This is a genomic window from Luteococcus peritonei (assembly GCF_039526385.1).
Taxonomy (GTDB): domain Bacteria; phylum Actinomycetota; class Actinomycetes; order Propionibacteriales; family Propionibacteriaceae; genus Luteococcus; species Luteococcus peritonei.
Genome location: NZ_BAAAIX010000034.1, coordinates 1 through 25,947 on the forward strand (window position 1 = coordinate 1; position 25,947 = coordinate 25,947).

Consider the following 25,947-nt stretch of genomic DNA (forward strand, 5'->3'; position numbering starts at 1 on the left):
TCGGTCATCATGACTCCTCCTGCCCCGCAGGGCGATGGAGCCACTTACACCGTTTCTGGGACAGACCCGGCCCACCCAGGCGCCGGGGTTTTCGCCGTGCTCGGAGTAGTACGTCGTCAGGCCCTGGTGGCCCTTCTCGGTGGAATCCTGCACAGCAACCTGTCGGGTCAGGTAGTCATAGCCCGATCCGGCCGACAGCTTGTGCAGCGACATGGTCATATGACCTCAAGCCAAATGGCCTCACCCGGTGACCTTCACCGTGCCCCGTGGGACGGGATGGTCGCGTCGCTGGAGCACCACGGCCAGGTGGATCGTGTGCGTCCACCGCTTTGGACCGGAGCTGGACCAGTGGAGGGACCTACGAATGAGTTGTTCTCTCCTGGTTCCCCAGCGTCGACGGTCGCTGGGTTAGCGCCCACCTTCCCGTCGTGCCCGGAGTGCAAGAGGTGTGTGGCGCTTGATGGGTTCGTGTTTCTCCGGGGGTTCGTTCTGGCGGTTGGTGGGCACCGGGGGCGTCGCGTTCGCTTGGGTCTTCGTCAGGGTGGTTCGGAAGGGGTGAAGGTCGATGGGACGGCAGCAGGAACGGGTGGCTGCGAGGCGAGCGATTCATGAGGCTCGGGTGGCGCGGTTGCGGCAGCAGCGGGAGAGGGAGTCGGCGCTGACCGATCGGGCCGTCCGCGTCCAGGTGGAGCTACGCACCGGCGCCAGGGCGTTGGCCGAGGCGGAGGCGCGCGCCGGCGCGTTGATCGAGGAGATGGTCACCGTCCACGGGCTGACAGCCACGCAGGTGGCTGAGTGGTGCGCCGATGGGCTCAGTGTCCGTGAGGTCGGTCGACTTCGACGTCTCACCGCTTCCAGCAGAGATGGCCAGTAGCGCCCGGGTGCCGGGACTTTTCGCGAGCACCGGGGTCACATGGTGGGTTGCGCCAGTGAGCGGCGGTCACGGTGGCCGGGTGGAAGGCGGGTGTGATGGCAACAGTTGGAGGCACGCGGAGCCTGGAGCGCGCGGTCGGGTTGTTGATGACCGCGGCGGAGCGTTCTCGGTTGGCGACGTGGGACTTAGAGGAGCTGGGGGCATTCCAGCGCGACACGGCGGTGAACGAGGCGCTGTGGTCCGCCACCGGACTGTTGGAGCCCGACGTGGTTCCCGTCCCGGTGAAGGTCGAGCAGCCCGGCGTGCTCGCGGTTTTGCAGGAGGTTGAGCGGGAGCTGCGTCGGTTGGCGATCGGTGCCTATCCCGTCGGGACGAGTGCGGTGGTCGTGTTGGTGTGCGATCTGGTCGAGGAGTACTGGTGCCTGGGCTGAGGCCGTCGGAGGCCGACCGGCTGGCACGTCATCTGCTCGTCGACGATCCCGGGGACCTGGCGGCATCGGTGATGGGCTTGGTCTACGTCGTGGACGCTGCAAGCCAGCGAGCCGGGCAGGACGCGGGTGATGTTGCGTCGATTCTGGAGGTGTCGGGGTCGGCGTTGACCCACGTGCTGCAGTCGCGTTCCTGGAAGACAGAGGTACCGGCGCCTGCGATGGTGGCGGTGGCTGATGCCATCGGGCAGATGAGGCCCGGGCATGGTGTGGAGCGTGAGCTGGTGCATGTCGCGTACCTGGCGGCTCACGCCACGTCGAGGGTCGCGACCACGGCGGGGAACGGTGAAGTGCTGGGCGCGGTGCGCGCGGTCGAGCTGGGCCTGGATGCCGCCCTGCACGGACACGCACCGGGCAAGCATCGTTCCGATGTGGGAAGTGAGTTCAGCACGGCGGTGATGGAGTGGGCGCGCGCCGTGGATCGCTGTGCTCAGCGGCCGTCGGTGATGACGCAGTTGGTGACGGCCCGGGCTGCGGGCTCGGTGCTGGTGGCAGTGGACGCCATCGCCCAAGCCCAGGCGACCCGGAGCACCGAAGCTCTCGTGGACTACAGCGACGCGATCAAGCCGGCGCTGGCCAGGAGTTTGTGGGCGTGGGGTGAACAACATCGGCAGTGGGCCAAACTGATGTCACCGGGGGAGCGGGTCGACCCGGACCTCATGGCTGCCACTACGAGGCTCATGCGCGCCAGCCGTGACGTGCCCGTTGGTCGAGGTGAGTCGCGGTCCTGGGATGCCGCAGTCACGGCCCTGAGCCTGACGCGGCATACCGCCGCCGTCAGCAGCCAGCCCGTTCACCCCGGTGCGTTGAAGGCGCCAGCGGAGCTGGTTGCCCCAATGCTGGCAGCCGCGCTGCCGCCCAACGGTTCCGAGCTTCAGGTGGCGTGGCTCAAGCTCGAGCGCCTCGAAGGCCGCGCGAATGTGACCGTCCCGGAACCAGTGTTGGCGAAGCTGGCCGCGGTGGGTAGCGCGACGCTGCGAGGTGCTGACCGGGCCCTGCAGTCGAGCTACCTCATGATGGGCCCTGCTGCGGCACCGACGACGGTGCCAGCGGGCAGAACTGAAGCAGTCCCGGATCTGCCTCACTCACGGCTCGGACCGTCGCCGAGGTGCGTGTGATCTGGCACCGGTACGCCCGTGCCTCTCTGCAGCCGAGATGGCTGCGCGACGATCACGCGTCAAAGGTGGTGAGAGATGCCGTCAGCAATTGCTGGGCGGAGCCGAATTCCACGAACTCCCCGCAGGCCACGAATCCAAGCCGTGCCGCCAGGGCCAGGGCCTTCTGATTCGACGTTTGGGTGACAACCAGGACGGGTTCGTCGCCTCGGACCTCCGACGCCACTCGCGCCAGCAGTTCCCGGCACGCGGCCTCCGCGATGCCTCGTCCCCAGGCGTCAGGCAGTAGGACGTAGGACAGCTCCAACTCTCGCCCCTCCGGGCGGACGTGTCCGGGTCGATCCGGGTTGCGCCGATCCGCCACCACCGTGCCCAGCATCCGTCCACTGCGTGCGTCCGAGACGATCTGGGCCCATCTGCGACGTCCACACCGCGCTCCAGCCACACTGACAACAGTGAGCGGCAAGGCGATGGACTTCGGCCGGGGGCCGCCCAGGTGATGGCGAACGCGATCATCGGTCAGCAACTGGACCATGCGAGTGACGTCTCCCGCCCGTCCGTTGCGCAGCTGGATCTCAGGTGAGGCCATGGCTCGAGCTTAGGCAACGCGCACCGCCACACCTCGCACGGGCCCTGGAGTCAACGACCCTGCGCGTGAGTTGATGCCCGTGCATGTCGAGGGCGCGGGGGCTCCCTGGCGGCTAGCCTTCCGGTATGAGCACCACCGAGGACGTCCTCCACCTGGTTGAGGCCCGGGCGCGTGCCCTTGCTGAGCAAGATGCCGAGGGGTTGCGGCTGCTGATGCATCCCGAGTGTGTCTGGACCAGCTACGCAGGGCTGGTGCTGGACCGCGACGAGTATGTCCACCGCAACACCACTGCGGTCACCTTCGCCTCCCAGCGCTTCGAAGACCCCGTGGTGCGGGTCGTCGGCGACAAGGCAGTCGTCACTGGGACGGTTGTCGACACTCTGCGCGACGGTGAACAGTTCCGCCTGCTGATCACCATGACGTGGGTGCGCTGCGATGGCTTGTGGCAGTTGCTCGCTGGTCACGCGGGCCCGCGTCTGGCCTCGTGAACCGCACCCTTTGTCCCGAATGCGGTGTTGGGTTCCTCACCGTGTGCTGAGGTCCAAGCCGACGGCTGGATTCCGTGGGATGAGCTGTGGGACGGCTGGGATGAGCTGTGGGACGGCGCGCATTGCCATCGACACCGCGCGGCTGGCAGCTGCTGCAGAGGAGCGAGGTTCGCGTGCACGGCCCCGCTGAACATGGACGTGTCGCTACGGTGTCGTCATGATGGCCGTCCTGACGCAGTTGGTGTTCGAGTGCGACGATCCCGTCCCAGTGGCCGCGTTCTGGCAGGACGTCTTGGACCTCGCGCCAGCCGAGGGCACGGACGACTGGCTCACCCTGCAGTGGGAACCGGTCGGTCGGTTCTCGTTCCATCGCGTCGAGGGCTATGTGCCGCCTCCGTGGCCTGGCGAGTCTGGTCAGCAGCAGGTGCACTTCGATCTCCTGGTCGACGACCTGCAGGCTGCGTCTGCCACGGTTGAGCGTGCCGGTGGGACGCCGCTGACTGGGGTGATGGATCCGGGGCCGAAGGCGTGGCGCATCTTCGTCGACCCCGCTGGCCACCCGTTCTGTCTCGTCTCGGTGCCGGAGTGACGGCCAGGCGCAGTCAGTGGGGTTGAGGCGACCTTCCGGTCGCTCGGCCATTGTCATGCTCCAAGGGCGCTCGAAACCCGTTCGTGTTCAGCTGGTTACGTCCCAGTCTTCTGTCGGGCGTAGTAGGCGCGGGATCGGTTGCGGTCGCCGCAGTCCTTGGTGACGCACCAGCGTCGGTTGTGGGCTCTGGATGTGTCGAGGAAGACCCAGCCGCAGTGGGCGTCCTCGCACTGGTGGAGCCGGTCCAGGTCGGAGCGTGCGAGCAGGGCCATGATGCTTCGGGCGATCCGGTGGCGTGGGGTGGCAGGGGTGAGCGTGCGGTCGTGCCAGCGCCATCCATCGGCAGCGGGGGTGTAGGTGGCTGCGGTGAGTGCTTGGTGGAGCTCGTCGGTGATGACTTGGCCTGCGTCGGCGTCGTCGGTGAACAGTGCGCCGTACAGCGCCTCGCGCAATGCGAGGACCTTGGCATGTTCCGTGGCAGCCTCACCGGGCGGCACCTGAAGGGCTTTGGCTTCCTCGTTATGGATCAGCGCGGATTCCAGGCACCAGGCCATGACGTCGCCGAAGTCGTTGAGATCCTCTTCTCGGTCCTCGTCGGACAGTCGCCACTCGACCGTGTTGATCAGGTCCAGGGCGACGTCGCCGGCGATGTGACTGAAACGTGCCATTATTCAACCTCCATCCTCACAGTCTAGGCACCTGTTGCCTGTGAGCCGTTTATGCGGCAGGATCTCACAAGTAAAAAGCATCAAACTTGTGAGGCTAGGCGGTGGCTGTGAGGGACCCGATCGCAAGACTGGTCCGTGACGACCGGAGCTTCGCGTAGTATTGGTTTGGGCAGAGCGTGAGTAGTTTCGGCAGCCAGGTGGCGGCGATGGCGTTGCCGCTGGTCACTGCGGTGACCTTGCACGGGACTCCGGCGCAGGTGGGGTGGGTGGCCACGGCCGCGATGCTGCCGTACCTGTTGTTCTCGCTCATCGCTGGGCACGTCCTTGAAGGTAGGGATGCCCGCAAGGTGATGTTGCCGGCCAATCTGTTCCAGGGCGCTGCGATGGCTGTTGTCCCGATCGCCTGGCTGGGCGGGTGGTTGTCGGTCCCGCTGTTGGTGCTCCTCGCGTTCGTTGCCGGGTGTGCCGCGGTGTGTTTCGGCGTGGTCGGCTTCTCCTAGCGCATGTCGGAGTCGTGACACTGGCGGAACCGCGGAGGCCCCAGAAGCAGAGCTCCGGGGGCCTCCTCCGTCATCCTCTCGTGGGAATCAGTCGTCGTCCTCGTCCTCGAGGTCCTCCAGCACCTCGAACGGCGACTCGACGTCGCCGCGCCATGCCTCCAGGCCCTCGCGCACCGCGAGCACCGCCACGACAAGCGCCGCGACGGAGTCGGCCCACCACCAGCCGAACAGGCTGTTCAGGATGAGGCCGACGAACACCGCGCCGGAGAGGTAGACGCAGAGGATGAGCTGCTTGGCGTCGGCCATCACGCTCTTGGAGCCCAGCTCTCGCCCGGTCCGGACCTCGATCCACGCCAGCAGCGGCATGATGACCAGGCTCAGCGCTGTGATGCCGAGGCCCAGCGGGCTGTGATCGGGACCCTCTTGGCCGACCAGGGCCAGCACCGCATCGACCGAGACGTAGGCCGCCAGAGCGAAGAAGGCGACGGCGATCACCTTGACCGTGACCTTCTCCCACTGCTCCGGGTCCTTGCGGGTGAACTGCCAGGCGATGGCAGCGGCCGAGAGCACCTCGACCACCGAGTCGAGCCCGAAGCCGATCAGCGCCGCGGACGACGCGAGGACGCCCGCCCAGACGGCGACGATGGCCTCGATGACGTTGTAGGTGATCGTGAACCCGACGATGAAGCGGACGCGGCGGTGCAGGGTCGCGCGGCGCGCGGTGGTCAGAGTCTCGCTCATGCGTCCACCGCCGCCCCGCAGCATCCCGACACCGAGCACGCCGGGTCGATGCACGGCGCGTCCTCGTCCACCGCGAGCGTGACGTCGATCAGGGACATCAGCGCCGCGGCGAGGTGCGGGTCGGCGATCTCGTAGCGGGTTTGCCGCCCCTCGGGCTCGGCGACGACGATCCCGCAGTCGCGCAGGCAGGTCAGGTGGTTGGACACGTTCGAGCGGGTCAGCTCCAGCTCGCGCGACAGCACAGCCGGGTAGCTCGGACCGCCGAGCAGGGTCATGAGGATCCTGGAGCGCGTCGGGTCCGCCATGGCCCGGCCGAGCCGGTTCATGACGTCGAGGCGCGAAACAATAGTCAGCATGGACTGAACTATACAGTGTTCATTGACTAATCGCCCAGTTGTACGGGCTGCCGCACCCGCTCCGCGCGCTTGCCCTCGGGAATCGTGGTCACCTCTTGCGCCAGCGAGGCCACCTCGGCATCCCGCGACCCTTCCACGTCGCCACCAGGCCGGCAACCCAGCGGGCGGACGCGAAGAGCCCGTAACCGGCCCCGGCGAGGCCCACGGTGACCACGAGCCAGCGCCGGAAGATCAGCTGACTCGCTCCGCGGGCGCCTACACCCAAGTCATGTATGGCTCCATCCCACTGGGAAGCGCCATCGCAGGAATCCTGGGCTAGCACTACGGCACTCGCGCCGCAACCCTGGCCGGCGCGCTCGGCATGCTGTGCTCGATGCTGCCCATGCTGACTCGCACGGTCCTCAACCTGCGTCAGGCACAGGACCTCCACGCCACGACAGGCAACCCGGCAGGGAAGTGACAACGCCTCGAACACCTGACTGGCCGCTCGCAAGGCGCCCATGTGCTGTCCCGTCTCACCGAGGTGGAGCTGCAGGACTGCTCCCACGGCGAAGGGATGACCGCGACACCTCAACCTGGTGCGAGGGTCCCGAGATCGCCGCTGCCTGGAATGCCACCGAGGAGCCGGCTCGCTCGGGCACCATCGCTGTGCGGTCTGCCGCGACGTTGCGGGCGACCGTCTCTGCGAGGGCTTGGCCGATGGGTTGGGTGTTGTCTGGTACCGCGGTGGCGTCGAGGATCTGGTGCGCGGCGGTGAGGACGCGGCTGCCGGTGGAGTGGATGACGTCGGCGACGGTGGTGCCGTCAGGGTGGTGGGGGAGCGTTTGTTCTGCCCAGCCGGCGACGTAGGTGAAGGTGTATTGGCTGCTGTCGAGGCCGTGGGCGGCGGTGATGAGGTAGGCGACGGATTCGGCTTCGACCTCGAGACTGCCCCGACAGACCGGATCTGCGTCGGTGGTGGGCTGGTGGAGTAGGACGTGGCCGAGTTCGTGGGCGAGGGTCTTGACGGCTTGGGCGTCGTCGACGTCGTCGCGGATCTTGACGGTTCGGGTGGTGTAGTCGGTGTAGCCGTTCGCGGCGTGGCAGTCACCGCGCTCCAGACGGAAGCCCTGCTCACCGACGAGTGTGGCGAGGGCTTGCCAGAGGCCGTCGGGTGCTTGGCCGGTGAGCAGGGCGGGGCGGGGTGGTTCGGGGACGGGGTCGCCGGTGGTTTGGCTGATGTCGAAGACGCTGGCCGGTTTGACCCCGACAATCTGGGTGGCCATGAGGGGTTTGCCCTTGTCGTCGAGCAGGGGTGTGCCGTCGGGTTTGGTCTTGGGGAGGCGGCGGGTGACGGGGGCGAGGATGCGGATGCCGTGTTCGCCGCGGGTGACCTGGCGGTGGAAACTCTTCTGCCAGGTGGTGTAGCCGGCGACGAGGGTGGCGTCGGGGCGTTGGGTCCAGATCAGGATGGTGTTGTTGAAGCTGTACTGGTGGAAGCGGCTCGCGACGCGCAGCCAGGCCTGCCACTGCTCGGAGCTGGTGAGGTCGGCGGCCTTGTCGGCGATCTGTGCGTGCAGGTGCTCGAGTTGTTCGGCTCGTTCTGCCTTCTGGGCTTCGGTGGGTGGTCGGCGGGCCATCATCGCACCGACGGGGTCTGGTCGGTGAGCAGGTCCAGGGCGGCGTGGATGAGGTCGTCGACTTGGTCGTGGGGTGCGCCGGCGGCGCTGAGTTCGTCGGCCTTGAGGAGTAGCTGTTCGATGATGAGGGGACGGTCGGTGCTCAGTTCGTCTGAATGAGTGGTCATGCTCACCCAAGCCGGCTGGCGTCTGCTGGTGGCGCGCCCGCTAGCTTGTGGTGCGTCCGAAGATCGGGTCGATCCAGGCCGCCACTCGGGCGATCTGGTCGTCGAGGTTGGCTTCAGTGCGGTCGTGGAGTTGCTCCTTGCGCCGCCACGCGGCCCATTTGGCCTGGTACAGCGCTCCGTAGCCCTTGAGCAGGGGCGCGAGGGGTCTCAGGGTGACGCCGCGATAGTCGGCGACTGCGGTGGCGGAACGCAACAGCTCCTGGGCGTCGAACCCGGCTTGGCAGAGCTGGTCGATGTCGACGTAGTCGCGCCATCTGGTGCTGGTCAGGCCCCGTTCGAGGATGGTGACAGCCTTCTCGGCGATGGCTGTTTCGGCGGCGTAGCCGAGCAGGGCGATCGGGTCGCCGAGCACGCGCTCGATCTGGACGATGCGGGGTGCGGGCACGATCGGATCACCGGTCGAGACGTCCCACGCGCATACGCCCTTCCACGGGCCGATGCTGGCGGTGATGCGGATGCGGAACCCGGGGTATTGGGCGTCGTCGCGGATCTGTGCGATGTGCAGCGTTTGGAGGTTGAAGCTGACGCCATCGCCCGGATCCAGCTGGGCGATGTGCTCGACAACGCGGCTCAGATGGTCGGGAGTGACGTCGGCACTGATGGCATTGGCATCCGCGTCCTTGGTGGCGCGGCGCACCCCGTAGGCCGCCAGGAGGACTCCTCCCTTGAGGATGAAGTCGTCGTGGTGAGGGGTGAGGGTGAGGCGGTGCAGGAAGGACTCCAGCAGGTGCCGGGTCAACAATTCCTGGGTGGGTGCGGGAGCTCTCCGCTTGGCTGCGGTGGAGCGGGCCAGTGACTGCAGCCTGCGGAACGTTTCGTCCCCGGTGGTCATGACAGGACCTCCAGCGCATCGAACACTGGTCGCTTCGCTCGGGGGATCTGGATTGCGAGCTGGGCGATCTCGGCGGGTTTGCCGCCCCGGCGCAGCCATTCCTTCAGCGCGTCTCGTGCCGTTTCGTAGCCGACCTGCCCGCGCAGCCGGAAGGCGTCGACGATGCTGCGTTGGGGGTTGTAGAGCCCAATCAACTCTGTCGATCCGTCGATGGTGGCCACGTCACGCCCTAGGTCGAATGTGTCGGGGTCGAAGACGTGCCAGGTCAAGGTCGGGGTTCCCTTTGGAATCCGGGTTCCCCGTGGCAGAGCAATCTGCAGTGAGGTCGGGATCTCATCGATCAGGTCATGGTGCGCGAGGGCTGAGGTCAGGCAGATGGTGGCGTGGGGGCGAAGGGCCACTGCCTGCAGCTTGTCCTGGTCTGCTGGGGTGCGATCGCTCTTCCGGTAGACGCCGGGGGCAATTCGCTCCAGATCTCCTCGTTGAAGCGCCCGATGAGCCGCGACAGGTGACAGGTCGCGGCGCCGAAGCCGGAGCAACTCGGACATCAGGCACCTCCTCGTGAAATGAAGCGTACACAGATAACTGTATCTGTAGACGATTCTATCCACCCGGGCTCGTGGTCGGGATGCCTGGAAGGAGCTGCGCTGCGGCGACGATTTACTGCTGGTCATGCACCTTTAAGCCAGAGTCCATCGCCTCGTGCTCAATGTGGTGCGCGCCGCCGCCAAGGTGGAGGGGAAACGCCTGGTGAAGTAGGGAGAACTGAGGTCGTGTGCGACTCGGTGGTGAGCCTCATGCACAATGGGTCTCAACTCTTTCGAGGAGGATGCGGCGCTCAGGCCAAGTGCACGTGGAGTGCACGACACAAAAGCAATGTGCCGCTGACTGATCCATAAGACCTAGCCAGCGGCACATTGCGCCTAGTAGCGGGGACAGGATTTGAACCTGTGACCTCTGGGTTATGAGCCCAGCGAGCTACCGAGCTGCTCCACCCCGCGTCGGTGAACACAACATTACACGGGCCTTGCCGAAAGCCCAAATCGAGCCGGTTTCGGTCGCCGAAGACGGCCCTCAGGCCATGTCGGGGACCAGCTCGCGGGCGGTGGGGTAGTCCAGGCCGGTGAGCTCCAGCAGGTCCACCAGGATGGAGCGGGTCTGGGCCAGGACGACGGCCGCGGACAGCGAGCTGCCCAGCTCCATCTGGGAGCTGGTGCGGGCCACGTCGATGATGCGCTCCCGGGCGCGGGTGGGCATCCGCCGGGCGAACATCTCGGAGGCGCAGAAGTCGATCACGCCGGCCAGCTCGGTCAGCAGGTCCAGGTACTCCGCCGGCACCTCCTCCTCGCGCCAGACCGCGACGCTGGCCCGACGCGCCAGCACCCGCAGGTTGCGCGTCATCCGGTCCAGCGGCGCCACCAGCTCGGCGATGGCCTGGGCATTCTCCCGGTGGCCGCGCAGGAAGGGGGAGTAGCGGGCCACCGCGACGCCCTCGGCCGCGGCCTCGCTGAGCTGGCTCAACCGCGACTCGGTGTCGCGAGCCCTCTCCAGCACCTTCTCCGCACCCTGCTCGTCCTCACGGCGCAGCGCGTCGCGGATCTGCTGCACCGTGCGAGAGCAGTGGGCCAGCACCTCCGCCGCTTTCACGCGGGGCTTCTGCACCGGGCTGGTGGGCGCCACCAGCGCGATCACCAGTGCCAGCGCGCAGCCCAGCAGGGCATCCTGCCACCGGCTGAAACCCTCGCTCGGTGCGGGCATCAGCGTCATCACCGTCGCCGCCTGGATGCCAGCCTGGTTGATCATCAGCACCTTGGCGTGGAACCAGGTGGCGATGCTCATCGCCACGAAACAGACCAGCATGATCTGCCACGGGCCGGTGCCGAACAGGTGCACGAACAGGTCCCCGGTCATCACGCCGATGAAGACGCCGGTGGCCACCTGCAGCACCCGCGAGACCCGCTGGCCGAAGCTGAAGCCCAGGCAGATGATCGCCGAGACGGCCGCGAAGAAGGGCATGGCGTGCCCCAGCAGGTTCTGGCCCAGCCACCAGGCAGTGCCGGCGGCCAGCGAGATCTGGCAGATCATGAACAGCCGGGCCCGCCAACGCTCCACCCGGATCCGCTGCTGGTGCAGCCCTGCCCGGGCCGCATGCTCCGACATGTCGAAGGCCCGCAGCGTGATCCCCTGCAGTCGTGTCCTGCCCGTGGTGTCCATCCGCCTCCTGTCCGGCCTCCATTCTGCCCTCACCGAAAAGCCGTGCCGACCACGCGCGCTCGCGGACCGACTTTGCCGGAACCGACGGTAGAGTTTGCGCGAGCCAGGGCCAGGGCCCGGGGCGGAGGACCGAGAGATGGGATCCAAGATGCGTCTTCGCAAGCTGGCATCGTTGCTGGTGGCAAGCGTGATGACCATGACGCTGGCCGCCTGCAGCAGCTCCGACGGCGGTACCGAGGAGCAGGCCCGCGACCTCGTCGTCGGCGCCACCGCGCAGCCCCAGTCGATGGACCCCACCACCACCGCCGGTGCGGCCATCCAGCAGGCCCTGCTCTACAACGTCTACGAGACGCTGGTGAAGATCGATGGGGAGGGCAAGCTCAAGCCGCTGCTGGCACAGAGCTGGACCCGCTCCGAGGACCGCAAGACCTACACCTTCACGCTGCAGCCCAAGGCCAAGTTCTCCACCGGCGCCCCGGTGGACGCCCAGGCCGTGGTGGACAACATCAACCGGATCCGCACCGACAAGAAGGTGCTGCCGCTGATGAAGAAGCAGATGGCGGTGGTCAGCTCCGCGACCGCCACCGACGCGGGCACCGTCACCGTGAAGCTCAGCCGCCCCTCCCAGGCCTGGCTCTACGACATGGCCTCGGCCGCCGGCATCGTCGCCGACCCGAAGTCCTTCGCCACCCTCGCCAAGAGCCCCGTCGCCTCCGGCCCCTTCACCTTCGCGGAATGGAAGCAGGGCGAGAGCGTCGGCCTCAAGCTCTCCCAGGACTACTGGGGCACCCCCTCGCGCTTCGACACCGTCACCTTCCGCTACTTCGCCGACGCCAACTCGATGAGCTCGGCGATGCTCTCCGGCGACATCGACGTGATCAGCGACCTGACCGCCCCCGAGGCGCTCGACCAGTTCAGCGACACCTCGAAGTACACCGTCACCGAGGGCACCACCAACGGTGAGGTGGTGCTCGGCCTCAACCAGGGCAAGGGTGGAAACCCGGCGCTGAAGAACCTCAAGGTGCGCCAGGCCATCAACCACGCCATCGACCGCCAGGCCCTGCTGGATTCCGTGTGGGGCGGCAAGGGCACCCTGATCGGCTCCATGGTGCCGCCCACCGACCCCTGGTACGAGGACCTGTCGAAGACCTACCCCTATGACCCGGCCAAGGCGAAGGCCCTGCTCAAGGAGGCCGGCGTCAGCAACCTGACGCTGCGCCTGCGGGTGCCGACCCTGCCCTATGCGCCCCCGTCTGCGCAGTTCATCGCCAGCCAGCTCAAGCAGGTGGGCATCACCGCCACCGTCGAGGAGCTCGACTTCTCCCGCTGGCTGTCCGACGTCTACACCGCCGGCAACTACGACATGACCATCGTGAGCCACGTCGAGCCGCGCGACATCGTCAACTTCGCCAACCCGAACTACTACTGGCACTACGACAACCCGGACTTCGCCAAGCTGGTGGCCCAGGCCGATGCCGCGGACGACGCCCAGTACGTCGAGCTGATGAAGAAGGCCTCCAAGATGCTGGCCACCGATGCGGCCGCCGACTGGCTGTGGCTCTTCCCACACATCGCGGTCTCGCGCTCCGACATCACCGGCATCAATGCCAACACCACGAGCTCCAGCTTCGACGTCACCCAGATGGCCTCCCGCAACGGATGAGGCCCCGCGCCCGGCTCGTCGTCAGCAGGCTCACCACCTTCGTGGTGAGCCTGCTGGTGGCATCGGCCATCATCTTCGCGCTGGTCAACCTGCTGCCCGGCGACGTCGCCACCGCCATCCTGGGCGACCAGGCCGATGCGGATTCCCTGGAGGCACTGCGGGGCCAGCTGGGTCTCGACCGTCCCGTCTGGATCCGCTACCTGGAGTGGCTCGGTGGCCTGCTCACCGGTGACCTCGGCACCACCGCGCACAGCGGCCGCAGCATCGCCGAGCTGATCGCCCCGCGGTTGGGCCTGACCATGTGGCTGGTGGTGCTCGGCATGCTGCTGGCGATGCTGGTGGCCTTCCCGCTGGGCATGTTCGCCGCGGTGGCACGGCGCCGCTGGAGCGGCTTCGTCGCCTCGGCGCTGAGCCAGGTGGGCATGGCGGTGCCCGCCTTCCTGGCCGGCATCGTGCTGGTGGTGGTCTTCGCGGTGAAGCTGCACTGGCTTCCCGCCAACGGCTACACGCCGCTCTCGCGCGGCGTCGGAGACTGGGCGCGCCACCTGGTGCTGCCGGTGGTCTCGATCGCGCTGGTGCAGGCCAGCGTGCTCTCGCGCTATGTCCGTAGCGCCTTCATCGAGGTGCTGGAGGAGGACTGGTTCCGCACCGCCCGCTCGGTGGGCTGGACCACCCGCGCCGCCATGGTGCGCCATGGCCTGCGCAATGCGGCCCTCAGCGTGGTCACCGTGCTGGGCCTGCAGCTGTCCACCCTGTTCGTCGGCGCCATCGTCGTCGAGTCCGTCTTCGCCCTGCCCGGTCTGGGCCGCCAGCTGCTGGAGGCCGTCGAGCAGCGCGAGCTGGTGCTGGTGCAGTACATCGTGATGATCCTGGTGGCGCTGGTGCTGGTCATCAACGCCCTGGTCGACCTGGCCTACCTGCTGATCGACCCCCGGCTGCGCAGCGAGGAGGTGGAGCGATGAGGCGCGCCTCGCTGTGGATCGGTTCCGTACTGGTGGGCCTGCTGGTGCTCACCGCGCTGGTCTCGCTGGTCTGGACCCCCTTCGACCCCACCCAGGTGGACCCCACCCAGCGGATGCAGCCGCCCGGCTGGCCGCACCTGCTGGGTACCGACTCGATGGGCATCGACGTGGCCAGCCGCCTGATGGCCGGCGCCCGCATCTGCCTGCTGGTGGGCGTCGTGGCCGTCACCATCGCCGCCGTCGTGGGCGTGCCGCTGGGCCTGCTGGCCGGCATGGTGCAGGGCCGCTGGGGCCGGTTGCTGATGCGCATCACCGACATCCTCTACGCCTTCCCGGCGCTGCTGCTGGCCATCCTGCTGGCTGCCGCCGTCGGGGGCTCGACGCTCACCGGGATGGTGGCGATCGGCGTCGCCACCATCCCGGTCTTCGTGCGCATCACCCGCGCCGCGACGCTGCAGGTGATGAGCCAGGACTACGTGCTGGCCGCCCGCAGCTGCGGCACCCGCTGGCCCACCATCGCCGCCCGCCACGTCTGGCCCAACATCGCCCCGCTGGTGGGGGTGCAGGCCTCGGTCTCCTTCGCCATGGCCATCCTCGCCGAGGCGGCGCTCAGCTATCTGGGCCTGGCCACGGCGATCACCACGCCCAGCTGGGGTCGGATGCTCTACGAGGCCCAGTCCAAGCAGCTGTTCAGCCACCCCGAGCAGGTCTTCTGGCCGGGGCTGGCCATCGCCCTGGCGGTGCTGGGCTTCAACCTGCTGGGCGACGGTCTGCGCGAACTGCTCGACCCGCGGCTCCGGGAGGTCCAGTGAGCACCACCGACGAGCTGCTGGTCGTCGAGGACCTGTGCGTCAGCTTCGGCCGACGCCACGTGCCCGCCGTGCAGCACCTGTCCTTCAGCCTGGGTCGCGGGCAGCGTCTCGGCCTGATCGGCGAGTCCGGCTCCGGCAAGAGCGTCACCTCGCTGGCCCTGATGGGCCTGCTGCCGGAGAATGCGCACGTCACCGGCTCGGTGCGGCTGGCCGGCCACCAGGTGGTGGGCGCCGGTGACGCCGAGCTCTCCCGGCTGCGGGGCGACGTGGTCAGCATGGTCTTCCAGGAGCCGATGACCGCCCTCGACCCGACCATGACCTGTGGCCGTCAGGTGGCCGAGGTGCTCCGGCTGCACCAGGACGTGCCGCAGGGCGACGCCCGGCGTCGCGTCGTCGAGATGCTGGGCCGGGTGGACCTGCCCAGCCCCGAGCGGATCGCCGACGCCTACCCGCACCAGCTCTCCGGCGGTCAGCGCCAGCGCGTGATGATGGCCATGGCCCTGGTCAACCAGCCTGACCTGGTGATCTGCGACGAGCCCACCACCGCGCTGGACGTCACAGTCCAGGCCAAGGTGCTCCAGGTGCTCGACACCGAGCTCGACGCGGTGGGCGCCGCCTGTCTGTTCATCTCCCACGACCTGGCCGTGGTGAGCCAGGTCTGCGACGAGGCGATGGTGATGTACCGCGGCGAGGTGGTGGAGCGCGGCTCCATCGAGCATGTGCTGGGCGATCCGCAGCACGGCTACACCCAGGGGCTGGTGGCCACCGCCCGGCTCGACCTGGCCGAGCCCGGGAGCCGGCTGCCCGTCGTCGACGACTACTGGCGCCCCGGTGCCCGGACGGGGGACAACGCATGAACGTCTACGAGCTGGAGGGCGTCAACCGCATCTTCGGTCGCGGCCGGGTGCACGCGGTCAAGGACGTCGACCTGGTGGTGGCCGAGGGCGACCGCGTCGGCATCGTGGGGGAGTCCGGCTCCGGCAAGTCCACCCTGGTCCGGATGATGGCCGCGCTGGACCGTCCCACCTCTGGCGTGATCCGCTTCCGCGGCACCGAGGTCCAGGCCCTGCCCGAGAAGCAGCTGGGCGGGCTGCGCTCCAGCGTCCAGATGGTCTTCCAGGACCCCCGCAGCTCGCTCAACCCGCGGATGAGCGTCGGCGAGATCATCACCGAGCCGCTGCGCTCACCGCTGCTGCGCCAGCGCAGCGACGTGCCGGTGGACCGGGCTGCCCGGCTGCGTGAGGTGCTCGACCAGGTGGGCCTACCCGCCGATGCGGGGGAGCGCTATCCCCACGAGTTCTCCGGCGGGCAGCGCCAGCGCATCGCGATCGCCCGCGCCCTGGCCCCCAAGCCCGACGTGCTGATCGCCGACGAGCCGGTCAGCGCCCTCGACGTCTCGGTGCGCGCCCAGGTGCTGAACCTGCTGCGCGAGCTGGTGGACGAGTACGAGCTGACCATGGTCTTCGTCAGCCACGACCTGATGGTGGTGCGCCACGTCTGCGACCGGCTGGTGGTGATGCGCTCGGGCGAGGTCGTCGAGGCGGGCCCGGTGGAGCAGGTCTACCGCGATCCGCAGCACGAGTACACCCGTCGTCTGCTGGCCGCCATCCCCACCATCCGGCTGCGGCGACAGCAGCGGGCCGAGTAGACCACCAGCACACCGGCAGCACCGGCCCCGGTGCTCGTGAGACCGGTCGGGCCGAGCCGGTGCAGGAACCTAGACTTGCGTGAGTGAAGGCACTCCTGCTCGAGAACATCCATCCCGAAGCCACCCGCATCCTCACCGAGGCGGGCATCGAGGTCGAGACCCGCAAGGGCGCCCTGGTGGGCGACGACCTGGTCCAGGCCCTGCAGGGGGTGCAGCTGCTGGGCCTCCGCTCCCAGAGCCAGCTCACCGACCAGGTGATCGCGCAGGCCCCGGACCTGATGGCCGCCGGCTGCTTCTGCATCGGCACCAACCAGGTGAACCTGGGCGCGGCCGCCGATGCCGGTGTCCCGGTCTTCAATGCGCCCTATTCCAACACCCGCTCCGTGGTGGAGCTGGCGATCGGCGAGATCATCATGCTGGCGCGGCGCCTGGGCGACAGGAACCGCCTGATGCACGCCGGGGTCTGGGACAAGTCCGCGGCTGGCTCCCACGAGGTGCGGGGCCGGACCCTGGGCATCGTCGGCTACGGCAACATCGGCGCCCAGCTGTCCGTGCTGGCCGAGAGCTTCGGCATGAAGGTGATCTTCTACGACATCGCCGACAAGCTGGCCCTGGGCAATGCCCGACGCTGCGAGAGCCTGGAGGAGCTGCTGGCCGAGGCGGACACGGTCAGCCTCCACATCGACGGCCGTGCCGCCAACACCGGCTTCTTCGGTGAGGAGCAGTTCGCCGCCATGAAGCCGCGCGCCCAGTTCCTCAACCTGGCCCGTGGACAGGTCTACGACCTGGAGGCTCTGGTGCACCACCTGCGCAGCGGCCACCTGTCGGGCGCCGGTCTGGACGTCTTCCCCACCGAGCCCAAGGTGGCGGGGGACCCCTTCGTCAGCGAGCTGCAGGGGATGGACAACGTGATCCTCACCCCGCACGTCGGAGGTTCCACCAAGGAGGCCCAGGTGGACATCGGCCGCTACGTCGCCGGCAAGCTGCTGGACAACGTGTCCACCGGGAACACCTCGATGAGCGTCAACATGCCCGAGGTGGCCACCCAGCCCTTCGAGGGCACCCGCGTGCTGCACTTGCACCGCAACGTGCCCGGCGTGATGGCCCGGCTGAACCAGGTCTTCGCCCAGCACGACGGCAACATCACCTTCCAGACCCTGGCCACCCAGGGCCACATCGGCTACGCCGTCACCGACGTCTCCGGTTCCCACCCGAACCTGCAGCACGAGCTGCAGGCCATGGAGGAGACCATCCGGGTCCGCGTGATCTGAGCCCCCGTTGACGTGACGAGCGCCCGGCCCCACCAGGGGCCGGGCGCTCGTGCGTCGTCCGGGTCAGTCGCGCTCGTCGGGGGCCAGGGCTGCCACCACGTCCTCGTGCAGCACGCCGTTGGTGGCGATGGCGCCAGGGCCCGACGGGCCGTCGTGGCCGTCCAGGTCGGTGAAGCGGCCGCCCGCCTCGCGCACGATCACGTCGAGGGCGGCCTTGTCGTGCAGCGCCAGGTCCGGCTCGGCGGCCAGGTCCACCGCACCCTCGGCCACCAGCATGTAGCTCCAGAAGTCGCCATAGGCGCGGGTGCGCCAGCAGCTGCGCAGCAGGTTCACGAAGTTCTGGCCGCGGCCCGAGGTCATCCAGCCGTCGATGGAGGAGTAGCTGAACGAGGCGTCGCCCACCTCCTGCACCGCGGAGACGTGGATCGGCTGGCCCTTGAGCAGGGTCTTGCCGGCATAGGCGCCGTCACCCTTGCTGGCCCACCAGCGCCGGCCCAGGGCCGGGGCGGAGACCACCGAGGCCACCACCTCGTCGTTGACCATCAGGCCGATCAGCGTGGCCCAGACCGGCACGCCGCGCACATAGTTCTTGGTGCCGTCGATCGGGTCGATCACCCAGCGACGGGGTCCCCAGCCGGTGTCCTCGCCCTCCTCGCCGTGCACGGCGTCGCGGGGACGCGCCTTGGCGAGCGTGGCGCGGATGGCCTGCTCGGTGGCCACATCGGCATCGGAGACCGGCGTCATGTCCGGCTTGGTGTCGATGCGCAGATCGCCGGACTTGAACCGGCTCATGGTGATGGAGTCCGCATTGTCGGCCAGCAGGTGGGCCAGACGCAGGTCGTCGGTGTAGGACACGGGCTTGCCATCAGTCGCCATGGGCTCAGACTAGCGGCTTCACTCCCAGTCCTTCAGGCGGCCGGCCTGCCACATGCGCCGGTAGCTCTCCAGTCGCTCCGGTGCCAGGTCCCCGCGCTCGACGGCGGCGTCCAGGCCGCACTCCGGGTCCTCGGCGCCGTGCTGGCAGCCGCGGGGGCAGTCGACGGTGAAGCGGCTCAGGTCGCCGAAGGCCGCCAGCACGCCCTCGGGTGTGACGTGGGAGAGGCCGAAGCTGCGCACGCCGGGGGTGTCGATCACCCAGCCCTGGCGTCCCTGCCAGTCCGGCAGTTCCAGGGCGATGGCGCTGGTGGAGGTGTGCCGGCCCCGGCCGGTGACGTCGTTGACGTCTCCGGTGGTGCGGTTCACGCCGGGGATCAGGGCGTTGACCAAGGTGGACTTGCCCACGCCGGAGTGGCCCACGAAGACGGTCACGCGGTCGGCCAGCAGGGCCCGCACCGGCTCCAAGTCGCTGCCCGGTTCGGTGACCACCACGTCGACGCCGAGCGGCTGGTAGGCCGCCAGCAGGGCATCGGGGCTGGCCAGGTCGGACTTGGTGAGGCACAGGATGGGTTCGATCCCGGCGTCATAGGCCGCCACCATGATGCGGTCGATCATGCCCATCCGCGGCGGCGGGTCAGCCAGCGCGGTGACGATCAGCAGCTGGTCGGCATTGGCGACGATGGGCCGCTCGAAGGGGTCGGTGTCGTCCGCGGTGCGGCGCAGCACGGTGCTGCGTTCCTCCACCTGCACGATCCGGGCCAGCGTGCCCTCCTCGCCGCTCACGTCACCGTCCAGGCGCACGATGTCGCCGACGATGGCCCCCTTGCGGCCCAGCTGGCGTGCCTTGGTGGCGGTCACCAGGACGTCGTCGAGCTGGCAGCGGTAGCGGCCCCGGTCGATCGTGATCACCCGGGCGACGGGCAGCTCGGAGTAGTCGGGACGGTCCTTGGTGCGCGGCCGGCTGCGCTTGCCCGGCCGGTCGAAGCTCTCCAGGTCGTCGGTGCGGACATTGCGGCCCATCGCTCCGCGCACGGCGCGGGGGCTCAACGCTCACCATCCAGCATGTCGCTCCACAGGGTGTCGAAGTTGTTGATGGTCTTGGAGGTGCAGGCCACGTCGTCCACCGTGCAGCCGTCCACCAGCAGGCCCACCAGGGCCTCGGCGTGGACCATGCGATGGTCGGCGTAGCTGAGCAGTGCGGCCGGGTGCAGGCCCTCGGCCGCCAGGCCGGTGCCGGTGATCCGCAGCCCGTCCTCGGTCTGCTCGACACTGCCGCCCACTCGGGCCAGCTCCGCCTCCAGGGCTGCGAGCCGGTCGGTCTCGTGGCCGCGGATGTGGGCCACGCCGCGGATGGTGCTGACCCCGTCGGCGAACAGGCAGAGCGCGGCCACCACCGGGGTGAGCTCGCTGGAGGCGTGCAGGTCCACGTCGAGGCCGTTCAGCGTGCCGGTCCCGCGCACCGTCAGGGCGTCGCCGTCCAGTGCCACCTCGGCGCCCATCCGGGTGAGCACCTCGCGGATCGCGTCGCCGCCCTGCGTGGTGCGGCCGGGCCAGCCGGGCACGGTGACGCTGCCGCCGCTGAGGGCGGCGGCAGCCAGGAAGACCGAGGCGCTGGTCAGGTCAGGTTCGATGCGCTGGTCGAGAGCGCGGACACCACCGGGCTCGACGCGCCAGCTGGCCGGACCGCTCCAGTCGGCCCGCACGCCGCGAGAGCGCAGCATCTCCAGGGTCATCTCGATGTGGGGCCGGCTGGGCACGCCGCCGGTGCCGACGTGGTGCAGGTCCAGGCCCTGCGGCAGCCGGGCGCCGACCAGCAGCAGGCCGGAGACGAACTGGCTGGAGGCGGAGGCGTCCACCTCGACGTGGGGCCCACCGAGCGCCTCCGGGGCGTCGACGGTGCAGGGGATGGCCTCGCCGTTCACCCGGCAGCCCAGCTGGCGCAGCCCGTCCAGGACGGGGGCCAAGGGGCGCTCGGAGGCCACGGGGTCGCCGACGAAGCGGGTGCGACCGCCGGTCAGTGCCGCCAGCGGCGGGACGAAGCGCATCACGGTGCCGGCCAGGCCGCAGTCGACCGGTTCGGTGGCGGCGTGCAGCCGGGCCGGTGGTTCGACGTGCAGCGTCGATCCCTCGCCGGTGATCCTCACGCCCATGGCCTCCAGGGCGGCGCGCATCAGCACCGTGTCGCGGGCCTCCAGGGCCCCGGTGATGGTGCTGGGGGCGTCGGCGAGGGCAGCCAGCAGCAGGGCGCGGTTGGTCTCGGACTTCGAGCCGGGGACCTCCACGGTGGCATGGAAAGGCCCTGGCGCGGCAGGTGCCGGCCAAGGCCCGTCCAGGGGTTCGGGGTGCGTCACGACGTCGATTCTGTCAGACGGCCGGGACGGCCCGGGGTGAGGTTCACTTGAGCAGCGACTCGATGCTGCTGACGACGTCCTCGTACTGCTTCTTCACGTCCTTGGTGGCCGAGGAGCCGGTGAGCTGCTTGGCCTGCTTCTTGACGTTCTTGGACTGCTTCTCGGCGGCCTTGGACAGCGCCTTCTTCTGCGCCTGGGCCTCCTTGGAGAGCTGCCGGGCCTCGTGGCTGGCGCGCCAGGCCAGCGAGGGCTTGCCCTGGGTGTCCTGGGAGGCGATCAGGGCGCCGCCCAGCAGCGCGATGTTGCGCAGCATCACGGAGCGGGCCGCGGCCTTCTGCTCCGCGGTGGCGCCCTTGGCGGGGCGCGAGGCCAGCACGTGCGGCACCATCGAGGCGCTCAGCAGGGTGGCGGAGGCGCGACGGCCCAGGCCGGTGGCCAGGCCGAGTCCGCCCAGCACTTGCGCGACGCCGGTCAGGCGGACCAGCTGCTTGGTCTCCTCGGGGACGTAGTTGGCGACGCTCGGCGGCGCCACCTGCTGGACCAGCGGGACGACCTTGCGTGCGATGGGCTCGGCATCGGCCACCAGCGGTTCCGGCTTGGCGGCGGCCTTGGCCCCGTTGACGATGAAGAAACTGGCGAGCATGGTGCGCCCGGCTGCACGGATCAGAGTCATGCTCCCATGTCTACCGAACCGGTCCTCGAAACGAAAAGGCCCCCGGCCCACAAATCGTCAAGCCGAGGGCGTAATCACCCGCGGCTGGGTACGGTGGGCGCCATGTGTGGACGCTATGCAGCCTCGGCCTCCCAGGCCCAGCTCGTCGAGGTCTTCGAGGTGGACGAGGTGGTGGAGCTGCCCGGCCAGGAGCCACTGGCCCCGCGCTACAACATCGCCCCCACCGACCCGGTGCCGGCCGTGATGGAGCGCACCGACAAGGCCACCGGGCAGGTGGCGCGCAAGCTGGCCCGGCCGCGCTGGGGGCTGGTGCCGAGCTGGTCCAAGGACCCCGCGGGAGCCGCCCGGATGATCAACGCCCGCAGCGAGACCGTCGCCGAGAAGCCCGCCTTCCGCAAGGCCTTCGCCACCCGCCGCTGCCTGCTGCCGGCCGACGGCTACTACGAGTGGTACACCCTGCAGCAGCCCGCCCCGGCCAGCGGTGGGCGCGCACCCAAGCCGGTGAAGCAACCCTTCTGGATCCATCCGTTGCCGAGGCCCGACGAGCCGGAGCTGATGGTCATGGCCGGCCTCTACGAGTTCTGGCGCAACCCCGCACTGGCCCCCGAGGACCCCGACGCCTGGCTGACCACCTGCACCGTGATCACCACCCAGGCCACCGACGAGCTGGGCCACATCCACGACCGGATGCCGATGCAGGTACGCCGTCGTGACTGGGACCACTGGCTCGACCCCGGGCTCACCGACCCGTTGGCCGCCCACGACCTGCTGCACGTGCCGGGGCCGCAGGAGATGACCGCCTGGGCGGTGAGCCGGCTGGTGAGCAATGTGCGCAATGACGGCCCCGAGCTGGTGCAGCCCGTGCCCACCGACCCGACCCAGGGAGAGCCCGAGCAGGAGACCCTGCTGTGAGCTCCGCCGAACAGGTGCTCGACGTCGAGACCGCGCAGGGCCCGTCACGGCTGGTGGTCGACGGGGAGCTCGGTGCCGGCCACGTGCTGCTGCTCGGCCACGGTGCCGGTGGGGGAGCCGACGCTCCTGACCTGGTGGCCCTGGCCCGGCATCTGCCCGAGCAGGGCATCTGTGTCGTGCGGTACGAGCAGCCCTGGCGCACCGCCGGGCGTCGCATCGCGCCCGCCCCGAAACGTCTCGACGAGGCCTGGACCGAGGCCGCCGCGGTGCTGCGCGAACGGCTGGACCCGGCTGTCGAGCTGGTGCTGGGTGGCCGCTCCGCCGGGGCGCGGGTGGCCTGCCGCACCGCCTCGGGGCTGGGCGCCGTCGGCGTGCTGGCCCTGGCCTTCCCGCTGCACCCGCCGGGCCGCCCGGAGAAGTCACGCGCCGCGGAACTGCTCGGTTCCGGCCTGCCCACCCTGGTGGTGCAGGGCGGACGCGACCCCTTCGGCTCCGCCCAGGAGGTTCGCGAGGTGGCTGCCCGGGCCGGCCGGATCCGCGTCGCGGAGCTGGAGCAGGCCGGACACGAGCTGACCGTGGGCCAGCGGGCGGTCCCCGGCACCGAGGAGCTGTGGGTCGCGCTCGCCGAGCAGGTCGCCCGCTTCGTGCTGGCGCCCGGCAGCCTCGAGTCCGCGGAATAAACCGGCTTCGCAGTGGCGTTCTGCTCGACGTGATGATCCTGGAGGAACGCCGAGGGCGAACGGGCAGAGCCGGTGGCGGCACTGCGTCCGCGCCTGATTCTTCGGTACTGTCGTACGTGATGACTCTCCCCGGTGCCACACACGACGACCTGGCCGACGACCTCGACCACGCATCCGTCGACGCCCTAGAGGCCTCCCTCGAGGAGACCGACGAGCAGCGCGCCGAACGTTTCGAACGCGATGCGATGGTCTACCTGGACCAGCTCTACGGCGCCGCCCTGCGGATGACCCGCAACCCGGCCGACGCCGAGGACGTGGTGCAGGAGACCTATGCCAAGGCCTTCAGCTCTTTCAAGCAGTTCACGCCCGGCACCAACCTCAAGGCCTGGTTGTACCGGATCCTGACCAACACCTACATCAACACCTACCGCAAGGCGCAGCGCCAGCCGCAGACCACCGGCGGCGCCGACGTCGAGGACTGGCAGCTGGCCCAGGCCGAGTCGCACACCTCCACCGGCCTGCGCTCGGCCGAGATGGAGGCGCTGGACCGGATCCCCGACGGTGCCGTGCTGGACGCGCTCAACGCGCTGGCGCCGGACTTCCGCCAAGCGGTCCTGCTGGCCGACGTGGAGGGCTTCTCCTACAAGGAGATCGCCGAGATCATGGGCACGCCGATCGGCACCGTGATGAGCCGGCTGAACCGCGGCCGCACCCAGCTGCGCGCCAAGCTGGCCGACCATGCCGCCGAGCAGGGGATCGGGGGCCGCGATGAGTGAGCTGCCCATCACCGACCACGGCGACGACCACGACGCCTGCGCCCGGGCGCTGAGCCAGGTCCAGGCCTTCCTGCACCACGAGCTGCCCGAGGCCGATGCGGACCTGATCCGCGCCCACCTGGACGCCTGCGAGCAGTGTCTGGAGAACTACGACATCGAGCAAACCATCGCCACGCTGGTCAAGCGCTGCCACCCGCCCACCGCCGCCAGCAGCGAGCTGCGGATGCGCATCGTGAAGATGTCGATGACCATGCGCACCCGGGAGGGCTGAGCACCTCTGGACATGCGACGAGCCCCGGCCAACCGGCCGGGGCTCGTTCGTTGTCTCGCAGCGACGGATCAGGCGTTGGGACGCTTGCCGTGATTCGCGCCATTCTTGCGGCGAGCGCGGCGCTTGCGTCCGGTCTTGCCCATGATGACTCCTCGAGGTCTTGGTCAGCGCTCGCGGGAGCGAGCGTCCCGGCGATGCCGGGCACGAGTACTGATTCTGCCACTGCCCGGGGTGCTGGCCAAACAGGCGCGCGCGCACGGCGCTGGCTAGGGTGAGCACATGCCGATGAAAATGGTGCTCGCCACCCACACCAACCTCTCGGAGGCGGACAAGAACTGGCTGCGCGGCCTGGTCAACGAGTGGCACCTGCTCGCCGACACCTCCTTCAGCGACCTGATCCTGTGGGTGCCGGACGTCGACGACAACGTCTTCTGGGCGGCGGCGCAGATCCGTCCCACCACCGGCCCCACCGCGCTGGAGGACGACGTGGTGGGCGAGGAGATCCGCTACGACCCCGAGCACCTGGTCACCTCGGCCTACCTCTCGCAGGAGATCTGCGAGACCAGCGACAACCAGCTGCGCTCCGGGATCCCGGTGGACGTCTGGGCCATCCCGATCGTGCGCCACGGACGCTGCATCGGCGTCGTGGAGCGCCACACCAACCAGATGGGCGTGCGCGCACCCGGTGCGCTGGAGGATGCCTACCTGGAGACCTCCGAGGTGCTGGCCGACATGCTCTGGCACGGCCGCTACCCGATCGACCCGCCCAGCGACCACACCTTCAGCCCGCGGCCGGGCGACGGCATGATGACCCTCGATGCTCGCGGCACCATCGTCTGGGCCAGTCCCAATGCGGTCAGCGCCTACCGCCACCTGGGCCTGGCGATGGACCTGGTGGGCGAGGACTTCCGCCAGCTCACCCAGGCGTTGGTGGAGGGCATCCAGGACGTCGGCCAGGACGTGGGCACGGACCTGTCGGGCCGGCAGGTGCGCGAGCTGGAGATCAGCAACCCGCGCGCTGCGGTGCGCCTGCGCATCATCCCGCTGGTGCGTGAGGACGAGCACCGCCACGGCACCCTCGTGCTCTGCCGCGACACCACCGACCTGCGCAACCAGGAACGCCAGCTGGTCACCAAGGACGCGACCATCCGCGAGATCCACCACCGGGTCAAGAACAACCTGCAGACCGTCGCCGCCCTGCTGCGCCTGCAGTCGCGTCGCATCCAGTCGCCCGAGGCGAAGGGCGCGCTCAAGGACGCGATGAGCCGGGTCTCGGCCATCGCGGTGGTGCACGAGCTGCTCAGCCAGACCTTCGACGAGGCCGTGGACTTCGACGACGTGGCCGACCGGATCCTGCGGATGGTGGGCGACGTGGCCGCCTCCTCGGGCAAGGTGCACGCCCGTCGCGACGGCAGCTTCGGGCTGGTGCCGGCCGACACCGCCACCTCGCTCTCGCTGGTGATGACCGAGCTGTGCCAGAACGCCGTGGAGCACGGCTTCGACTCCTCCTCGGGCGAGGTCGTGGTGCACCCCCACCTGGAGGGCGAGGAGCTGGTGATCGACGTGCTGGACGGTGGCGTCGGGATCCCGGAGGGCTTCGACATCGACAACACGTCCAGTCTGGGCCTGTCCATCGTGCGCACCCTGGTGACCGACATGGACGGCCGTTTCGAGCTGGGAAACCGTGCCGACCGGCAGGGCTCGCGGGCCCGCGTCGTGATTCCCGTCCCGCACGCCTGAGCCGCCCGGCCC

30 protein-coding genes, 1 tRNA gene and 1 pseudogene are annotated in these 25,947 nt (G+C 69.1%); 16 read left to right on the forward strand and 16 right to left on the reverse strand.

Annotation, left to right across the window (positions count from 1 at the left end; translation table 11 throughout):
* The coding region (locus tag ABD073_RS14070) for a relaxase domain-containing protein (RefSeq protein ID WP_343875640.1) at positions 1-213 on the reverse strand (213 nt) is incomplete at its 3' end.
* Between the two features lie 756 nt (positions 214-969).
* On the opposite strand from ABD073_RS14070, the gene ABD073_RS14075 reads away from it, so the two are divergent.
* Together ABD073_RS14075 and ABD073_RS14080 are read left to right on the forward strand one after the other, a co-directional pair.
* Positions 970-1,305, forward strand: a complete 336-nt coding sequence (locus ABD073_RS14075) for a hypothetical protein (protein WP_343875641.1) — start codon at positions 970-972, stop codon at positions 1,303-1,305.
* A complete protein-coding gene (locus tag ABD073_RS14080; protein ID WP_343875643.1) occupies positions 1,293-2,480 on the forward strand; it encodes a hypothetical protein in 1,188 nt (395 codons plus the stop codon). Before ABD073_RS14075 ends, ABD073_RS14080 begins: the two co-directional genes overlap by 13 nt.
* A gap of 52 nt (positions 2,481-2,532) precedes the next feature.
* Here the strand turns inward: ABD073_RS14080 and ABD073_RS14085 are convergent, their stop codons facing one another.
* Positions 2,533-3,066 carry a GNAT family N-acetyltransferase gene (locus tag ABD073_RS14085; protein WP_343875644.1) on the reverse strand — a complete coding sequence of 178 codons (534 nt, stop codon included), beginning with the start codon at positions 3,064-3,066 and terminating at the stop codon, positions 2,533-2,535.
* Positions 3,067-3,191: 125 nt separating this feature from the next.
* On the opposite strand from ABD073_RS14085, the gene ABD073_RS14090 reads away from it, so the two are divergent.
* Both ABD073_RS14090 and ABD073_RS14095 read left to right on the forward strand, forming a co-directional pair.
* Positions 3,192-3,554 carry a nuclear transport factor 2 family protein gene (locus ABD073_RS14090; protein ID WP_343875645.1) on the forward strand — a complete coding sequence of 121 codons (363 nt, stop codon included), beginning with the start codon at positions 3,192-3,194 and terminating at the stop codon, positions 3,552-3,554.
* Positions 3,555-3,771: 217 nt separating this feature from the next.
* Positions 3,772-4,143, forward strand: coding sequence for a VOC family protein (locus tag ABD073_RS14095; protein ID WP_123574853.1), 372 nt, complete (start codon positions 3,772-3,774; stop codon positions 4,141-4,143).
* A 95-nt stretch (positions 4,144-4,238) separates the two neighbouring features.
* Here ABD073_RS14095 and ABD073_RS14100 read toward each other — a convergent pair whose 3' ends face one another.
* Positions 4,239-4,811, reverse strand: a complete 573-nt coding sequence (locus ABD073_RS14100) for a CGNR zinc finger domain-containing protein (RefSeq protein ID WP_343875648.1) — start codon at positions 4,809-4,811, stop codon at positions 4,239-4,241.
* Positions 4,812-4,984: 173 nt separating this feature from the next.
* On the opposite strand from ABD073_RS14100, the pseudogene ABD073_RS14105 reads away from it, so the two are divergent.
* A pseudogene (locus ABD073_RS14105) lies at positions 4,985-5,311 on the forward strand (MFS transporter); the annotation flags it as partial.
* A gap of 87 nt (positions 5,312-5,398) precedes the next feature.
* On the opposite strand, the gene ABD073_RS14110 reads toward ABD073_RS14105, so the two are convergent.
* The 8 genes from ABD073_RS14110 to ABD073_RS14145 all read right to left on the reverse strand — a co-directional run bounded on the left by ABD073_RS14110 (position 5,399) and on the right by ABD073_RS14145 (position 11,300).
* Positions 5,399-6,091 carry a cation efflux transmembrane domain-containing protein gene (locus ABD073_RS14110; protein ID WP_343875649.1) on the reverse strand — a complete coding sequence of 231 codons (693 nt, stop codon included), beginning with the start codon at positions 6,089-6,091 and terminating at the stop codon, positions 5,399-5,401.
* Positions 6,049-6,408, reverse strand: a complete 360-nt coding sequence (gene cmtR, locus ABD073_RS14115; RefSeq protein ID WP_343875650.1) for a Cd(II)/Pb(II)-sensing metalloregulatory transcriptional regulator CmtR — start codon at positions 6,406-6,408, stop codon at positions 6,049-6,051. The genes ABD073_RS14110 and cmtR overlap by 43 nt, the downstream gene beginning before the upstream one ends.
* Before the next feature lie 515 nt (positions 6,409-6,923).
* On the reverse strand, positions 6,924-8,030 hold the full coding sequence (locus ABD073_RS14120; protein WP_343875652.1) for an ArdC-like ssDNA-binding domain-containing protein: 1,107 nt from the start codon (positions 8,028-8,030) through the stop codon (positions 6,924-6,926).
* Positions 8,027-8,194 carry a hypothetical protein gene (locus tag ABD073_RS14125; RefSeq protein ID WP_343875654.1) on the reverse strand — a complete coding sequence of 56 codons (168 nt, stop codon included), beginning with the start codon at positions 8,192-8,194 and terminating at the stop codon, positions 8,027-8,029. Before ABD073_RS14125 ends, ABD073_RS14120 begins: the two co-directional genes overlap by 4 nt.
* A 40-nt stretch (positions 8,195-8,234) precedes the next feature.
* Positions 8,235-9,086 carry a nucleotidyl transferase AbiEii/AbiGii toxin family protein gene (locus ABD073_RS14130; protein WP_343875656.1) on the reverse strand — a complete coding sequence of 284 codons (852 nt, stop codon included), beginning with the start codon at positions 9,084-9,086 and terminating at the stop codon, positions 8,235-8,237.
* Entirely contained in the window at positions 9,083-9,634 is a 552-nt protein-coding gene (locus tag ABD073_RS14135) for a type IV toxin-antitoxin system AbiEi family antitoxin domain-containing protein (protein ID WP_343875657.1), read from the reverse strand. Before ABD073_RS14135 ends, ABD073_RS14130 begins: the two co-directional genes overlap by 4 nt.
* A gap of 379 nt (positions 9,635-10,013) precedes the next feature.
* Positions 10,014-10,087, reverse strand: a tRNA-Met gene (locus tag ABD073_RS14140).
* Between the two features lie 73 nt (positions 10,088-10,160).
* A complete protein-coding gene (locus tag ABD073_RS14145; protein WP_343875659.1) occupies positions 10,161-11,300 on the reverse strand; it encodes an FUSC family protein in 1,140 nt (379 codons plus the stop codon).
* Positions 11,301-11,436: 136 nt separating this feature from the next.
* On the opposite strand from ABD073_RS14145, the gene ABD073_RS14150 reads away from it, so the two are divergent.
* The 6 genes from ABD073_RS14150 (at position 11,437) to serA (ending at position 17,656) form a co-directional block, all read left to right on the forward strand.
* Entirely contained in the window at positions 11,437-12,963 is a 1,527-nt protein-coding gene (locus ABD073_RS14150; RefSeq protein ID WP_343875660.1) for an ABC transporter substrate-binding protein, read from the forward strand.
* Positions 12,960-13,925, forward strand: a complete 966-nt coding sequence (locus ABD073_RS14155) for an ABC transporter permease (RefSeq protein ID WP_343875662.1) — start codon at positions 12,960-12,962, stop codon at positions 13,923-13,925. The genes ABD073_RS14150 and ABD073_RS14155 overlap by 4 nt, the downstream gene beginning before the upstream one ends.
* A complete protein-coding gene (locus ABD073_RS14160) occupies positions 13,922-14,737 on the forward strand; it encodes an ABC transporter permease (RefSeq protein ID WP_343875664.1) in 816 nt (271 codons plus the stop codon). Before ABD073_RS14155 ends, ABD073_RS14160 begins: the two co-directional genes overlap by 4 nt.
* Positions 14,734-15,594: an ABC transporter ATP-binding protein gene (locus ABD073_RS14165; protein ID WP_343875666.1), complete on the forward strand. Its 861-nt coding sequence runs from the start codon at positions 14,734-14,736 to the stop codon at positions 15,592-15,594. The genes ABD073_RS14160 and ABD073_RS14165 overlap by 4 nt, the downstream gene beginning before the upstream one ends.
* Positions 15,591-16,385 carry an ABC transporter ATP-binding protein gene (locus ABD073_RS14170; RefSeq protein WP_343875667.1) on the forward strand — a complete coding sequence of 265 codons (795 nt, stop codon included), beginning with the start codon at positions 15,591-15,593 and terminating at the stop codon, positions 16,383-16,385. Before ABD073_RS14165 ends, ABD073_RS14170 begins: the two co-directional genes overlap by 4 nt.
* Positions 16,386-16,468: 83 nt before the next feature.
* Entirely contained in the window at positions 16,469-17,656 is a 1,188-nt protein-coding gene (gene serA, locus ABD073_RS14175; protein WP_343875669.1) for a phosphoglycerate dehydrogenase, read from the forward strand.
* Between the two features lie 63 nt (positions 17,657-17,719).
* Here the strand turns inward: serA and ABD073_RS14180 are convergent, their stop codons facing one another.
* The 4 genes from ABD073_RS14180 to ABD073_RS14195 form a co-directional block, all read right to left on the reverse strand.
* On the reverse strand, positions 17,720-18,532 hold the full coding sequence (locus tag ABD073_RS14180) for an inositol monophosphatase family protein (RefSeq protein ID WP_343875671.1): 813 nt from the start codon (positions 18,530-18,532) through the stop codon (positions 17,720-17,722).
* Positions 18,533-18,550: 18 nt separating this feature from the next.
* On the reverse strand, positions 18,551-19,579 hold the full coding sequence (gene rsgA, locus ABD073_RS14185; RefSeq protein ID WP_343875672.1) for a ribosome small subunit-dependent GTPase A: 1,029 nt from the start codon (positions 19,577-19,579) through the stop codon (positions 18,551-18,553).
* Positions 19,576-20,865, reverse strand: a complete 1,290-nt coding sequence (gene aroA, locus ABD073_RS14190) for a 3-phosphoshikimate 1-carboxyvinyltransferase (RefSeq protein WP_343875921.1) — start codon at positions 20,863-20,865, stop codon at positions 19,576-19,578. Before aroA ends, rsgA begins: the two co-directional genes overlap by 4 nt.
* A gap of 61 nt (positions 20,866-20,926) precedes the next feature.
* Positions 20,927-21,556: a DoxX family membrane protein gene (locus tag ABD073_RS14195; RefSeq protein WP_343875673.1), complete on the reverse strand. Its 630-nt coding sequence runs from the start codon at positions 21,554-21,556 to the stop codon at positions 20,927-20,929.
* Positions 21,557-21,658: 102 nt separating this feature from the next.
* On the opposite strand from ABD073_RS14195, the gene ABD073_RS14200 reads away from it, so the two are divergent.
* The 4 genes from ABD073_RS14200 to ABD073_RS14215 all read left to right on the forward strand — a co-directional run bounded on the left by ABD073_RS14200 (position 21,659) and on the right by ABD073_RS14215 (position 24,195).
* The gene (locus tag ABD073_RS14200) at positions 21,659-22,468 is read left to right on the forward strand and encodes an SOS response-associated peptidase (protein WP_343875675.1); all 810 of its coding nucleotides are present in this window, start codon (positions 21,659-21,661) and stop codon (positions 22,466-22,468) included.
* Positions 22,465-23,148 (forward strand): alpha/beta hydrolase family protein, encoded by a 684-nt coding sequence (locus ABD073_RS14205; RefSeq protein ID WP_343875676.1) that lies wholly within the window; start codon positions 22,465-22,467, stop codon positions 23,146-23,148. Before ABD073_RS14200 ends, ABD073_RS14205 begins: the two co-directional genes overlap by 4 nt.
* Before the next feature lie 119 nt (positions 23,149-23,267).
* Positions 23,268-23,924, forward strand: a complete 657-nt coding sequence (locus tag ABD073_RS14210; protein ID WP_343875678.1) for a sigma-70 family RNA polymerase sigma factor — start codon at positions 23,268-23,270, stop codon at positions 23,922-23,924.
* Entirely contained in the window at positions 23,917-24,195 is a 279-nt protein-coding gene (locus ABD073_RS14215) for a zf-HC2 domain-containing protein (RefSeq protein WP_343875680.1), read from the forward strand. The genes ABD073_RS14210 and ABD073_RS14215 overlap by 8 nt, the downstream gene beginning before the upstream one ends.
* A gap of 68 nt (positions 24,196-24,263) precedes the next feature.
* Here ABD073_RS14215 and ABD073_RS15580 read toward each other — a convergent pair whose 3' ends face one another.
* Complete coding sequence (locus ABD073_RS15580; protein WP_386751676.1) at positions 24,264-24,338, reverse strand: 50S ribosomal protein bL37; 75 nt, start codon at positions 24,336-24,338, stop codon at positions 24,264-24,266.
* A gap of 136 nt (positions 24,339-24,474) precedes the next feature.
* On the opposite strand from ABD073_RS15580, the gene ABD073_RS14220 reads away from it, so the two are divergent.
* A complete protein-coding gene (locus ABD073_RS14220) occupies positions 24,475-25,935 on the forward strand; it encodes a sensor histidine kinase (RefSeq protein ID WP_343875681.1) in 1,461 nt (486 codons plus the stop codon).
* The last annotated feature ends 12 nt before the right edge of the window (positions 25,936-25,947 follow it).

Bases quoted from the DNA above. Each gene is read 5' to 3' on its own strand.
- ABD073_RS14195 (WP_343875673.1), bottom strand. From the start codon at position 21,556: ATGACTCTGATCCGTGCAGCCGGGCGCACCATGCTCGCCAGTTTCTTC.
- ABD073_RS14120 (WP_343875652.1), bottom strand. From the start codon at position 8,030: ATGATGGCCCGCCGACCACCCACCGAAGCCCAGAAGGCAGAACGAGCC.
- ABD073_RS14145 (WP_343875659.1), bottom strand. From the start codon at position 11,300: ATGGACACCACGGGCAGGACACGACTGCAGGGGATCACGCTGCGGGCC.
- ABD073_RS14100 (WP_343875648.1), bottom strand. From the start codon at position 4,811: ATGGCACGTTTCAGTCACATCGCCGGCGACGTCGCCCTGGACCTGATC.
- ABD073_RS14180 (WP_343875671.1), bottom strand. From the start codon at position 18,532: ATGGCGACTGATGGCAAGCCCGTGTCCTACACCGACGACCTGCGTCTG.
- ABD073_RS14095 (WP_123574853.1), top strand. From the start codon at position 3,772: ATGATGGCCGTCCTGACGCAGTTGGTGTTCGAGTGCGACGATCCCGTC.
- ABD073_RS14085 (WP_343875644.1), bottom strand. From the start codon at position 3,066: ATGGCCTCACCTGAGATCCAGCTGCGCAACGGACGGGCGGGAGACGTC.
- ABD073_RS14090 (WP_343875645.1), top strand. From the start codon at position 3,192: ATGAGCACCACCGAGGACGTCCTCCACCTGGTTGAGGCCCGGGCGCGT.
- ABD073_RS14125 (WP_343875654.1), bottom strand. From the start codon at position 8,194: ATGACCACTCATTCAGACGAACTGAGCACCGACCGTCCCCTCATCATC.
- ABD073_RS14135 (WP_343875657.1), bottom strand. From the start codon at position 9,634: ATGTCCGAGTTGCTCCGGCTTCGGCGCCGCGACCTGTCACCTGTCGCG.
- ABD073_RS14155 (WP_343875662.1), top strand. From the start codon at position 12,960: ATGAGGCCCCGCGCCCGGCTCGTCGTCAGCAGGCTCACCACCTTCGTG.
- ABD073_RS14150 (WP_343875660.1), top strand. From the start codon at position 11,437: ATGGGATCCAAGATGCGTCTTCGCAAGCTGGCATCGTTGCTGGTGGCA.
- ABD073_RS14210 (WP_343875678.1), top strand. From the start codon at position 23,268: ATGACTCTCCCCGGTGCCACACACGACGACCTGGCCGACGACCTCGAC.
- ABD073_RS14075 (WP_343875641.1), top strand. From the start codon at position 970: ATGGCAACAGTTGGAGGCACGCGGAGCCTGGAGCGCGCGGTCGGGTTG.
- ABD073_RS14220 (WP_343875681.1), top strand. From the start codon at position 24,475: ATGCCGATGAAAATGGTGCTCGCCACCCACACCAACCTCTCGGAGGCG.
- cmtR (WP_343875650.1), bottom strand. From the start codon at position 6,408: ATGCTGACTATTGTTTCGCGCCTCGACGTCATGAACCGGCTCGGCCGG.
- ABD073_RS14160 (WP_343875664.1), top strand. From the start codon at position 13,922: ATGAGGCGCGCCTCGCTGTGGATCGGTTCCGTACTGGTGGGCCTGCTG.
- ABD073_RS14130 (WP_343875656.1), bottom strand. From the start codon at position 9,086: ATGACCACCGGGGACGAAACGTTCCGCAGGCTGCAGTCACTGGCCCGC.
- ABD073_RS14200 (WP_343875675.1), top strand. From the start codon at position 21,659: ATGTGTGGACGCTATGCAGCCTCGGCCTCCCAGGCCCAGCTCGTCGAG.
- ABD073_RS14170 (WP_343875667.1), top strand. From the start codon at position 15,591: ATGAACGTCTACGAGCTGGAGGGCGTCAACCGCATCTTCGGTCGCGGC.
- ABD073_RS14215 (WP_343875680.1), top strand. From the start codon at position 23,917: ATGAGTGAGCTGCCCATCACCGACCACGGCGACGACCACGACGCCTGC.